The organism is Streptomyces sp. NPDC008137 (assembly GCF_042957035.1).
GTDB lineage: Bacteria > Actinomycetota > Actinomycetes > Streptomycetales > Streptomycetaceae > Streptomyces.
In genome coordinates, this window is the sequence record NZ_JBIBHN010000007.1 from 337126 (window position 1) to 348481 (window position 11356).

General features: G+C 68.7%; 11 protein-coding genes. 8 read left to right on the forward strand and 3 right to left on the reverse strand.

Annotated features, from left to right (window positions below; genetic code table 11):
* Positions 1 to 146 precede the first annotated feature (146 nt).
* The gene (locus ACFZBT_RS14980) at positions 147 to 443 is read right to left on the reverse strand and encodes a DUF397 domain-containing protein (protein ID WP_391102921.1); all 297 of its coding nucleotides are present in this window, start codon (positions 441 to 443) and stop codon (positions 147 to 149) included.
* A 296-nt stretch (positions 444 to 739) separates the two neighbouring features.
* Here ACFZBT_RS14980 and rpsO point away from each other — a divergent pair, with 296 nt between their 5' ends.
* The 5 genes from rpsO to ACFZBT_RS15005 all read left to right on the forward strand — a co-directional run bounded on the left by rpsO (position 740) and on the right by ACFZBT_RS15005 (position 6166).
* Positions 740 to 1027 carry a 30S ribosomal protein S15 gene (gene rpsO / locus ACFZBT_RS14985; RefSeq protein ID WP_391102924.1) on the forward strand — a complete coding sequence of 96 codons (288 nt, stop codon included), beginning with the start codon at positions 740 to 742 and terminating at the stop codon, positions 1025 to 1027.
* A 295-nt stretch (positions 1028 to 1322) separates the two neighbouring features.
* The gene (locus tag ACFZBT_RS14990) at positions 1323 to 3539 is read left to right on the forward strand and encodes a polyribonucleotide nucleotidyltransferase (protein ID WP_391102927.1); all 2217 of its coding nucleotides are present in this window, start codon (positions 1323 to 1325) and stop codon (positions 3537 to 3539) included.
* The gene (locus tag ACFZBT_RS14995) at positions 3536 to 4915 is read left to right on the forward strand and encodes an insulinase family protein (RefSeq protein ID WP_391102928.1); all 1380 of its coding nucleotides are present in this window, start codon (positions 3536 to 3538) and stop codon (positions 4913 to 4915) included. Before ACFZBT_RS14990 ends, ACFZBT_RS14995 begins: the two co-directional genes overlap by 4 nt.
* Positions 4916 to 4944: 29 nt before the next feature.
* Complete coding sequence (gene dapB / locus ACFZBT_RS15000) at positions 4945 to 5697, forward strand: 4-hydroxy-tetrahydrodipicolinate reductase (RefSeq protein ID WP_391102931.1); 753 nt, start codon at positions 4945 to 4947, stop codon at positions 5695 to 5697.
* A gap of 13 nt (positions 5698 to 5710) precedes the next feature.
* On the forward strand, positions 5711 to 6166 hold the full coding sequence (locus tag ACFZBT_RS15005) for a hypothetical protein (protein WP_391102933.1): 456 nt from the start codon (positions 5711 to 5713) through the stop codon (positions 6164 to 6166).
* Positions 6167 to 6235: 69 nt separating this feature from the next.
* Here ACFZBT_RS15005 and ACFZBT_RS15010 read toward each other — a convergent pair whose 3' ends face one another.
* A complete protein-coding gene (locus ACFZBT_RS15010) occupies positions 6236 to 6790 on the reverse strand; it encodes a hypothetical protein (protein ID WP_391102935.1) in 555 nt (184 codons plus the stop codon).
* A 112-nt stretch (positions 6791 to 6902) separates the two neighbouring features.
* A complete protein-coding gene (locus tag ACFZBT_RS15015; RefSeq protein WP_391102937.1) occupies positions 6903 to 7142 on the reverse strand; it encodes a hypothetical protein in 240 nt (79 codons plus the stop codon).
* Positions 7143 to 7299: 157 nt separating this feature from the next.
* Here ACFZBT_RS15015 and thyX point away from each other — a divergent pair, with 157 nt between their 5' ends.
* The 3 genes from thyX (at position 7300) to ACFZBT_RS15030 (ending at position 10993) form a co-directional block, all read left to right on the forward strand.
* Positions 7300 to 8040, forward strand: coding sequence for an FAD-dependent thymidylate synthase (gene thyX, locus ACFZBT_RS15020; protein ID WP_391102939.1), 741 nt, complete (start codon positions 7300 to 7302; stop codon positions 8038 to 8040).
* Between the two features lie 211 nt (positions 8041 to 8251).
* On the forward strand, positions 8252 to 9151 hold the full coding sequence (gene dapA, locus ACFZBT_RS15025; protein WP_391102941.1) for a 4-hydroxy-tetrahydrodipicolinate synthase: 900 nt from the start codon (positions 8252 to 8254) through the stop codon (positions 9149 to 9151).
* Between the two features lie 156 nt (positions 9152 to 9307).
* Positions 9308 to 10993, forward strand: coding sequence for an RNase J family beta-CASP ribonuclease (locus tag ACFZBT_RS15030; protein ID WP_391102943.1), 1686 nt, complete (start codon positions 9308 to 9310; stop codon positions 10991 to 10993).
* Positions 10994 to 11356: the final 363 nt, after the last annotated feature.

The window sequence follows — 11356 nt, forward strand, 5'->3', positions numbered from 1 at the left end:
AGTCACTTTGGTGAACAAAAAGGGCGATACCTGTGAAGAATGTCGAACCACCTTGCCTCGCGGGCGGCTTGAGGCATGCGAACCCGACCGCGGAACGCGACGAGGGGTGAGCCGGTAGTCGCTCACCCCTCGTCAACCCGCCGCACCTACTGCCCGGCTTGCGGCCCTCCGTCGTGCGCCCCCGGCTCCAGATCGAACTCCCCGTCCCGCGCCCCCAGCACGAACGCCCGCCACTCCGCCTCGGTGTAGCGCAGCACCGTGTCCGGGTCGAGCGAGGACCGCATCGCCACGGCCCCCTCGGGCAGATACGCGATCTCGACCCGCTCCTCGTGCTCCTCGGTGCCCGGCGCGCTGTGCCACTCGACACCCGAGATGTCGAGGGCGTAGAGCTCGTCCCGCTCCCGCTCCTTGCGTGCCTTGAGCTCCTCAGCCGTCTCCGCCATGTCGCAGCGACCCCTTCCCGACGTACCGTTCCCGACGTGCGGATCATCGACGTACGGACGATCCGAATCCGCTCACCCTAGTGGCCCCCTCCGCCCCGCCCCGGAGGTTCGGAGACCGGGGCGAAGCCGCCCCTGACCACCTGGTACCCTGGTCGACGGCCGTTTGTGTACGCACCCCCGGAGCTCACCGCTCTGGAGGCCGCGCCCAGCGGATCCCCGCCTTCCGAGTCATGGAAGCTCCCCCGAGACACAGACCGGGGGCACTCGGTGGCCGTCACAGACTACGAGGAGTACGCGTGCCGCTCGACGCCGCTACGAAGAAGCAGATCATCACCGAGTTCGGTCAGAAGGAGGGCGACACCGGCTCCCCCGAGGTCCAGGTCGCCATGCTCTCGCGCCGGATCACGGACCTGACCGAGCACCTCAAGACCCACAAGCACGACCACCACTCCCGCCGTGGCCTGCTGATTCTCGTGGGTCAGCGTCGCCGCCTTCTCCAGTACCTGGCGAAGAAGGACATCCAGCGCTTCCGTGCGCTGGTCGACCGCCTCGGCATCCGCCGTGGTGCGGCGGGCGCCAAGTAAGACGTCGTGAGGGGAGCGGTTCCCGGGGAAAGGGGGCCGCTCCCTTTGCTGTACGTGCGGAGTGTCACCACCGCTTTGTAGTGTGGTAGCACAACGCATGTCGTACGACACAGGACGTACGACACGGAACGAGGAGAAGCGCACCTAGCCGCCGCCGGTCCTCGGTAGTGGCCCCCGGGGGAAGTGAGCCCGGGTGCTTCGATCGAAGACCGGCCTGCACAGCCCGGAGCGCTTCTCCGCAACCGTCCCCCTGCCACACGGGCAGCGACGGGACGAAGACGAGGAGATAGCACTAGTGGAGAACGAGACCCACTACGCCGAGGCCGTCATCGACAATGGCGCCTTCGGTACCCGCACCATCCGCTTCGAGACGGGCCGCCTGGCCAAGCAGGCCGCCGGCTCCGCCGTGGCGTACCTGGACGACGACACCATGGTGCTGTCGGCCACCACCGCCTCCAAGAACCCCAAGGACCAGCTCGACTTCTTCCCCCTGACGGTGGACGTCGAGGAGCGGATGTACGCCGCCGGCAAGATCCCCGGCAGCTTCTTCCGCCGTGAGGGCCGTCCCTCCGAGGACGCCATCCTCACCTGCCGCCTGATCGACCGCCCGCTGCGCCCGTCCTTCAAGAAGGGCCTGCGCAACGAGATCCAGGTCGTCGCCACGATCATGGCGCTCAACCCCGACCACCTGTACGACGTCGTGGCGATCAACGCCGCCTCCGCGTCCACGCAGCTGGCCGGCCTGCCCTTCTCCGGCCCGATCGGCGGCGTCCGCGTCGCGCTGATCCGCGGCCAGTGGGTGGCCTTCCCGACGCACACCGAGCTCGAGGACGCCGCGTTCGACATGGTCGTCGCGGGCCGCGTCCTGGAGGACGGCGACGTCGCGATCATGATGGTCGAGGCCGAGGCCACCGAGAAGACCATCAAGCTGGTCGAGGGCGGCGCCGAGGCGCCGACCGAGGAGGTCGTCGCCGCCGGTCTGGACGCCGCGAAGCCCTTCATCAAGGTCCTCTGCAAGGCCCAGTCGGACCTCGCCGCCAAGGCCGCCAAGCCGACCGGCGAGTTCCCGATCTTCCTGGACTACCAGGACGACGTGCTCGAGGCCCTGACCGCCGCCGTCAAGCCGGAGCTCGCCTCCGCGCTGACCATCGCGGGCAAGCAGGAGCGCGAGTCCGAGCTGGACCGCGTCAAGGCGCTCGCCGCCGAGAAGCTCCTGCCGGAGTTCGAGGGCCGCGAGAAGGAGATCTCCGCCGCGTACCGCTCGCTGACCAAGACCCTGGTCCGTGAGCGCGTCATCAAGGAGAAGAAGCGCATCGACGGCCGCGGTGTCACCGACATCCGCACCCTGGCCGCCGAGGTCGAGGCCATCCCGCGGGTCCACGGCTCCGCCGTGTTCGAGCGTGGCGAGACCCAGATCCTGGGCGTCACGACGCTGAACATGCTCCGCATGGAGCAGCAGCTCGACACGCTGTCGCCGGTGACGCGCAAGCGCTACATGCACAACTACAACTTCCCGCCGTACTCCACCGGCGAGACCGGCCGCGTCGGCTCCCCGAAGCGCCGCGAGATCGGCCACGGCGCCCTCGCCGAGCGCGCCCTCGTGCCGGTCCTGCCGACGCGTGAGGAGTTCCCCTACGCGATCCGCCAGGTCTCCGAGGCGCTGAGCTCGAACGGCTCGACGTCCATGGGCTCGGTCTGCGCCTCCACCATGTCGCTGCTGAACGCCGGTGTGCCCCTGAAGGCCCCGGTCGCCGGTATCGCCATGGGCCTGATCTCCCAGGAGATCGAGGGCGAGACGCACTACGTCACCCTCACCGACATCCTCGGTGCGGAGGACGCCTTCGGCGACATGGACTTCAAGGTCGCCGGCACGAAGGACTTCGTGACCGCCCTCCAGCTCGACACCAAGCTGGACGGCATCCCGGCCTCCGTCCTGGCCGCCGCCCTCAAGCAGGCCCGTGACGCCCGCCTCCACATCCTCGACGTGATGATGGAAGCGATCGACACGCCGGACGAGATGTCCCCGAACGCCCCGCGGATCATCACCGTCAAGATCCCCGTGGACAAGATCGGCGAGGTCATCGGCCCCAAGGGCAAGATGATCAACCAGATCCAGGAGGACACCGGCGCCGACATCACGATCGAGGACGACGGCACGATCTACATCGGCGCGGTCGACGGACCGTCCGCCGAGGCCGCCCGCACCACGATCAACGGCATCGCCAACCCGACCATGCCGGAGGTCGGCGAGCGCTACCTGGGTACGGTCGTGAAGACGACCACCTTCGGCGCGTTCGTCTCGCTGCTCCCGGGCAAGGACGGTCTGCTGCACATCTCGCAGATCCGCAAGCTCGCCGGCGGCAAGCGCGTGGAGAACGTCGAGGACGTCCTCGGTGTGGGCCACAAGGTCCAGGTCGAGATCGCCGAGATCGACTCCCGCGGCAAGCTGTCCCTCATCCCCGTGATCGAGGGCGAAGAAGACGCAGAGACGAAGGACGACACCGACAAGTGACGTCGAGCAGCTCGACGGCGACGGCCCGCACCTCCTCGGAGGCGCGGGCCGTCGCCCGTACCCAAACCCTGATCAAGGGCACCAACGGCATCGGCACGGTCCGCAAGACCACCCTCCCGGGCGGCCTGCGCATCGTCACCGAGACCCTGCCTTCGGTCCGCTCCGCGACCTTCGGCATCTGGGCACACGTCGGCTCCCGAGACGAGACCCCCGCTCTCAACGGCGCCACGCACTACCTGGAGCACCTGCTCTTCAAGGGCACCGACCGCAGGTCCGCCCTGGACATCTCCTCCGCGATCGACGCGGTCGGCGGCGAGATGAACGCGTTCACGGCGAAGGAGTACACGTGCTACTACGCGCGTGTCCTCGACACCGACCTGCCGCTCGCCATCGACGTCGTCTGCGACATGCTGACCGGCTCCCGCATCCTCGAGGAGGACGTCGACGTCGAGCGGGGCGCGATCCTCGAAGAGATCGCCATGACCGAGGACGACCCGGGCGACTGCGTGCACGACCTGTTCGCGCACACGATGTTCGGCGACAACCCGCTCGGCCGCCCGGTCCTCGGCACGGTCGACACGGTCAACGCCCTCACCGCCGACCGCATCCGCCGCTTCTACAAGAAGCACTACGACCCGACCCACCTCGTGGTCGCCTGCGCGGGCAACGTCGACCACGCCAAGGTCGTACGGCAGGTCCGAGCCGCCTTCGAGAAGGCCGGTGCCTTCAAGAACCCGGGGGCCGAGCCCGTCGCCCCGCGCGGCGGCCGCCGCGCCCTGCGCACCGCGGGCCGCCTGGAGCTGATCGACCGCAAGACCGAGCAGGCGCACGTCGTGCTCGGTATGCCGGGGCTGTCCCGCACCGACGAACGGCGCTGGGCCCTGGGCGTACTCAACACCGCGCTCGGAGGCGGCATGTCCTCCCGCCTCTTCCAAGAGGTGCGCGAGAAGCGCGGCCTCGCCTACAGCGTGTACTCGTACACCTCCGGCTTCGCCGACTGCGGCCTGTTCGGCGTGTACGCCGGCTGCCGCCCCTCCCAGGTGCACGACGTGCTGAAGATCTGCCGCGACGAACTCGACCAGGTCGCCGAGCACGGCCTGTCCGACGACGAGATCGGGCGTGCCATCGGCCAGCTCCAGGGCTCCACCGTCCTCGGCCTCGAGGACACCGGCGCGCTGATGAACCGTATCGGCAAGAGCGAGCTGTGCTGGGGCGAACAGATGTCCGTCGACGACATGCTGGCCCGGATAACGTCGGTCACCCCGGACGACGTCCGCTCGGTCGCCCGAGAGATCCTGGGACGGCGGCCTTCCCTGTCGGTCATCGGCCCGCTGAAGGACAAACAGGCGGCCCGCCTGCACGACGCCGTCGCCTGACGAACCCCCTGGTGAAGGAAGCACAAGAGATGAGCAAGCTGCGCGTGGCGGTCCTCGGCGCCAAGGGCCGGATCGGCTCGGAAGCCGTACGGGCCGTCGAGGCCGCCGACGACATGGAACTGGTCGCCGCTCTGAGCCGGGGCGACCAGCTGGAGACGCTGGCCGAGACCGGCGCCCAGGTCGTGGTCGAACTGACCACGCCCGACTCGGTCATGGCCAACCTCGACTACTGCGTGAGCCACGGCATCCACGCGGTCGTCGGCACCACCGGCTGGACCGACGAGCGCCTCGCGCAGCTGAACGGCTGGCTGGCGAAGTCCCCCTCGACCGGCGTGCTCATCGCGCCGAACTTCTCCATCGGGGCCGTCCTGACCATGAAGTTCGCGCAGCTCGCAGCCCCGTACTTCGAGTCCGTCGAGGTCGTCGAGCTGCACCACCCGAACAAGGTGGACGCCCCCTCCGGCACCGCCACCCGCACCGCCCAGCTGATCGCCGAGGCCCGCCGGACCGCCGGCACCGCCCCGGCCCCCGACGCCACGACCACCGCCCTGGACGGTGCCCGCGGCGCCGACGTCGACGGCGTCCCGGTGCATGCCGTCCGGCTGCGCGGCCTGCTGGCCCACCAGGAGGTCCTGCTCGGCGCCGAGGGCGAGACCCTGACGGTCCGGCACGACTCGCTCCACCACAGCAGCTTCATGCCGGGCATCCTGCTCGGCGCCCGCCGCGTGGGGAGTGTTCCCGGCCTGACCTTCGGCCTGGAACACTTCCTGGACCTGAGCTGAGCCCCTGACCGTCATGCGCGCGAAGCTCACCTACGCCCTCACGGCCGCCGTCCTGGTCGTCTACTTCGTCCTGGTCGGCAGCCGGGGCGTCCTGCTCATCGAGACCGGTACGCCCCTCACCGTGACCTTCGGAGTCGCGGTGCTGATCCTGCCGGTCATCGGCCTGTGGTTCCTGTGGAAGAACACGCAGTTCGTCCGCAGGGCCAACCAACTCGCCGCCGAACTCGACTCCGAGGGCGGTCTGCCGGTCGACGAACTGAAGCGCACCCCCAGCGGGCGCATCGACCGGGACTCGGCCGACGAGGTCTTCGCCCGGCGCAAGGCCGAGACGGAGGCCGCACCGGGCGACTGGCGCACCTGGTTCCGACTGGCCGTCGCCTACCACGACGCCCGCGACACCCCGCGCGCCCGCAAGGCGATGCAACGCGCGATCGCCCTGCACGACGGCAAGCAGCCCGAGGCCGCCTGAGCTGCACCCTGACATGCCTGAGGGGCCGGACCGCGCACGGTCCGGCCCCTCAGGCATGTCACCAGGTCGTCAGCGAGGGCCGTACTCGTCGGCCCACGCCTGCACCGCGTCGGCCGCCCGCTCGAAGGCCTCCGTCCGGCCCAGGAAGTCCGCGTTGTGCGTCGTCAGCAGCGGCGGCACACCGTCCGCGGCCTGTCCCCGCCGGACGAGCAGCAGCGCCTGGCCCTGCAAGGTCCGGGGGAGTCCCAGCCAGCGCACCGGCTGCTGCACCGTGCGGACCGAGACGACCTGCGCCCAGGGCGCCGTACGCGTCGTGAAAAAACCCACCTGCCGCAGCCCGCGCGCGCTCACCCACACGCCCATGCGCAGCAGCCGCAGCGCCCCGGCGATGACGAGCAGCGCGAGAACGAAGATCAGCCCGGCCGAGGCCGGTTCGGCCGTCGCAGCGATGATGACCGCGGCGAACAGCACGAACGAGGCGAGCAACAGCGCCAGCGCCGACGCCCCCACTCGCCACGGCCCGGGGCGGTACGGCCGCCGCCAGGTGTCACGGTCTTCGTGCGGCAGCGGAACGTCGTCCGCCGCGTCGAAAACGCGGTCGGCCGTCAGGAAGGGCAGGGGCACGACTGGTCCTCACTCGATCCATGCGTGGGCTGTGCCCGGTGAGGCTACCGATCTGCTTCCCCGGTCACCACTGGCAGGGGGCCGGATGGAGTCACCACCGGCCCGCGGTCGCTCAGTGGTTCTGGGACGCCTGCGACTGCTGCGGATGCGAGTCCGGGCGCTCGGACGTCAGCGCGGGTGTCCCGATGACCAGGGAACCCACGAGCCCCGCCACGATGGTGAGACCCATGAGCCAGCGCCCGGCCTGCTGGCTGACCGACAGCCGCTCACGCGGTGGGGGAGTGACATTGCTGCGGAACCTGTCGGCCTCGGCAACGAAGGCAAACGGTACGGGTTCACGCCGACCGAACATCAGGGGTGCTTCTCCTTCAAAGGTGGAACGGATCACTTTCATCAGTAGAGACGAAAGAACTCCCTCAGAGGTGCCCTGTTTCACCGACTTCATTGCCCCCCGTCACTAAACGTAGAGTGGCGTCGCCAAGAGACGCGATGGGAAGGCCCTGCGAACCGTGACCGAGACCCCCGACGACGACTTCAAGATCGACTTGCGCGGTGATGTCACCGTTGAGCTGGTAAAACACAGCGCGGCCGACTCCGACGTGCTGTTCGCGGCACGGGTTTCCACCCTGGGGGAGCAGTCCCTTGAGGAGCTGCAGAAGGACCCTGAGCGCTCGAAGGGTCTGATCAACTACCTCATGCGGGACCGGCACGGCAGCCCGTTCGAGCACAACTCCATGACCTTCTTCGTGAGCGCGCCGATCTTCGTCTTCCGCGAGTTCATGCGGCACCGCGTCGGCTGGTCGTACAACGAGGAGAGTGGCCGCTACCGGGAGCTCCAGCCGGTCTTCTACGTACCGGACACCTCTCGGAAGCTGATCCAGCAGGGGAGGCCGGGCAAGTACGAGTTCGTCGAAGGCACTCCCGAGCAACACCAGCTCGTCGGCGAAGCCATGGAAGACTCCTACCGCCAGGCCTACAAGAAGTATCGGCAGATGCTCGCCGCCGGCGTCGCCCGCGAGGTCGCCCGCGCGGTCCTCCCGGTCGGCCTGTACTCCTCGATGTACGCCACCTGCAACGCCCGCTCGCTGATGCACTTCCTCGGCCTGCGCACCCAGCACGAGCTGGCCAAGGTCCCGTCCTTCCCCCAGCGTGAGATCGAGATGGTCGGCGAGAAGATGGAGGCCGAGTGGGCCCGGCTCATGCCGCTCACCTACGCCGCCTTCAACGCGAACGGACGCGTCGCGCCGTAACGCGGCCCGCTTGCCCGATCAGGCACAGATGTGCGGTTCAGCCGTGCGAAGTGTCCGTATTGCGGCATTTCGAGAAGTTCACTTAGCCTGATCGAACGGGTCCGGCACTGCTTGAACCCCCGAGCAGGCAGTGCCGGGCTCCACTTTTGTCGCGATTTGTCGCCTGCCCCTAGGGCAGACCCGCTCCTGAGCAACGAGTAGCGTGTAACCCATGGCTCCGACCTCCACTCCGCAGACCCCCTTCGGGCGGGTCCTCACCGCCATGGTCACGCCCTTCACGGCGGACGGCGCACTCGACCTCGACGGCGCGCAGCGGCTCGCCACCCACCTGGTGGACGCAGGCAACGACGGCCTGATCATCAACGGGACCACCGGCGAGTCCCCGACCACCAGCGACGCGGAGAAAGCGGATCTCGTACGGGCGGTCCTGGAGGCCGTGGGCGACCGCGCCCACGTCGTGGCCGGCGTCGGCACGAACGACACCCACCACAGCATGCAACTCGCCCGCGCGGCGGAGCGCACCGGCGCCCACGGCCTGCTCGTGGTGACGCCGTACTACAACAAGCCCCCGCAAGAGGGCCTCTACCGGCACTTCACGGCCATCGCCGACGCCGCCGGCCTGCCGGTCATGCTCTACGACATCCCCGGCCGCAGCGGCGTCCCGATCAACACCGAGACGCTCGTCCGCCTCGCCGAGCACCCGCGCATCGTCGCCAACAAGGACGCCAAGGGCGACCTCGGCCGCGCGAGCTGGGCCATCGCCACCTCCGGCCTCGCCTGGTACTCCGGCGACGACATGCTGAACCTCCCCCTGCTCTCCGTCGGCGCGGTCGGCTTCGTCTCCGTCGTCGGCCATGTGGTCACCCCCGAGCTGCGCGCCCTGGTCGAGGCGTACACCTCGGGCGACGTCCAGAAGGCCACGGAGATCCACCAGAAGCTGCTCCCCGTCTACACGGGCATGTTCCGCACCCAGGGCGTGATGACGACCAAGGCGGCGCTCGCGCTGAAGGGTCTGCCCGCCGGGCCGCTGCGCGCCCCCATGGTCGAGTGCGCGCCCGAAGAGATCGAGCAACTCAAGATCGATCTTGCCGCCGGCGGGGTACAGCTCTGATACCAGACTTCGCGCGGCACCCCCGCGCGCGTGCTTCACAACTGAATAAGCGGGCCACCGGTGCCCGCGCACCCCACACAGACAACTGCTTCTGCACGAACGTCACGCGCGCCACGTGCCCTACCGGTACGTGGCGCGCGTGGTGAGGAGAGTCTTTTGAGTCATCCGCATCCCGAACTCGGCCCGCCCCCGCCGCTCCCCGAAGGCGGCCTGCGCGTCACCCCGCTCGGCGGTCTCGGTGAGATCGGCCGCAACATGACGGTCTTCGAGTACGGCGGCCGCCTGCTGATCGTCGACTGCGGAGTGCTCTTCCCCGAGGAGGAGCAGCCCGGAATCGACCTGATCCTGCCGGACTTCTCGTCCATCAGAGACCGCCTCGACGACATCGAGGGCATCGTCCTCACGCACGGCCACGAGGACCACATCGGCGCCGTCCCGTTCCTCCTGCGCGAGAAGCCGGACATCCCGCTGATCGGCTCCAAGCTGACCCTCGCCCTCATCGAGGCCAAGCTCCAGGAGCACCGCATCCGCCCGTACACCCTCGAGGTGGCGGAAGGACACCGCGAGCGCATCGGCCCCTTCGACTGCGAGTTCGTCGCGGTCAACCACTCCATCCCGGACGCGCTGGCCGTGGCCATCCGCACCCCCGCCGGCATGGCGGTCCACACCGGCGACTTCAAGATGGACCAGCTCCCGCTGGACAGCCGCCTCACGGACCTCCACGCGTTCGCCCGTCTGAGCGAAGAGGGCATCGACCTCCTCCTCTCGGACTCGACGAACGCCGAGGTCCCGGGGTTCGTCCCGCCTGAGCGGGAGATCTCCAACGTCCTGCGGCAGGTCTTCGCCGGCGCCCGCAAGCGCATCATCGTCGCGAGCTTCGCCAGCCACATCCACCGCATCCAGCAGATCCTGGACGCGGCACACGAGTACGGCCGCCGAGTCGCCTTCGTCGGCCGCTCGATGGTCCGCAACATGGGCATCGCGCGGGACCTGGGCTATCTGAAGGTCCCCCCGGGCCTGGTCGTGGACGTCAAGACGCTCGACGACCTCCCGGACAGCGAGGTAGTCCTGGTCTGCACGGGTTCTCAGGGCGAGCCCATGGCGGCCCTGTCCCGCATGGCCAACAGGGACCACCAGATCCGCATCGTCCAGGGCGACACGGTGATCCTGGCGTCGTCCCTGATCCCCGGCAACGAGAACGCGGTCTACCGCGTGATCAACGGCCTCACCCGCTGGGGCGCCAACGTGGTTCACAAGGGCAACGCCAAGGTCCACGTCTCGGGCCACGCCTCGGCCGGCGAGCTGCTGTACTTCTACAACATCTGCCGCCCGAAGAACCTCATGCCGGTGCACGGCGAATGGCGCCACCTCCGCGCCAACGCCGAACTGGGCGCCCTGACCGGCGTCCCGCACGACCGCATCGTCATCGCTGAGGACGGAGTGGTCGTCGACCTCATCGAGGGCAAGGCGAAGATCTCCGGCAAGGTCCAGGCCGGCTATGTCTACGTGGACGGCCTCTCGGTCGGCGACGTGGGCGAGCCGGCCCTCAAGGACCGCAAGATCCTCGGCGACGAGGGCATCATCTCGGTCTTCGTGGTCATCGACTCGTCCACCGGAAAGATCACCGGCGGCCCGCACATCCAGGCCCGCGGCTCCGGCATCGAGGACTCCGCCTTCGGCGACGTGTCCCCCCGGATCACGGAGGTGCTCGAACGCTCCGCCCAGGACGGCGTGGTCGAACCCCACCAGCTCCAGCAGCTCGTTCGCCGCACGCTGGGCAAGTGGGTCTCGGACAACTACCGGCGCCGGCCGATGATCCTGCCTGTGGTCGTGGAGGTCTGACGGACCGTCGGGCCCGAGCAGGCGCCAACTGGGAGCGGGGCTCCTCGATTTGCATCGAGGAGCCCCGCTCCAGTAGGTTTACAACTCCTCCCGACGGGGCACCCGGCCAACTCAGCGCCGGGGATCATGCTCCGGCCGAGGGAGGGGGAATCCGACTCAGAAACTTCTGATAAAGTCGGAACCGCCGGAAAGGGAAACGCGGAAGCGGGAACCTAGAAAGCACCGAGGAAATCGGATTGGAAAGATCTGATAGAGTCGGAAACGCAAGACCGAAGGGAAGCGCCCGGAGGAAAGCCCGAGAGGGTGAGTACAAAGGAAGCGACCGTTCCTTGAGAACTCAACAGCGTGCCAAAAGTCAACGCC

Bases quoted from the DNA above. Each gene is read 5' to 3' on its own strand.
- ACFZBT_RS14980 (WP_391102921.1), bottom strand. From the start codon at position 443: ATGGCGGAGACGGCTGAGGAGCTCAAGGCACGCAAGGAGCGGGAGCGG.
- dapB (WP_391102931.1), top strand. From the start codon at position 4,945: ATGAGCAAGCTGCGCGTGGCGGTCCTCGGCGCCAAGGGCCGGATCGGC.
- ACFZBT_RS15005 (WP_391102933.1), top strand. From the start codon at position 5,711: ATGCGCGCGAAGCTCACCTACGCCCTCACGGCCGCCGTCCTGGTCGTC.
- ACFZBT_RS15015 (WP_391102937.1), bottom strand. From the start codon at position 7,142: ATGTTCGGTCGGCGTGAACCCGTACCGTTTGCCTTCGTTGCCGAGGCC.
- dapA (WP_391102941.1), top strand. From the start codon at position 8,252: ATGGCTCCGACCTCCACTCCGCAGACCCCCTTCGGGCGGGTCCTCACC.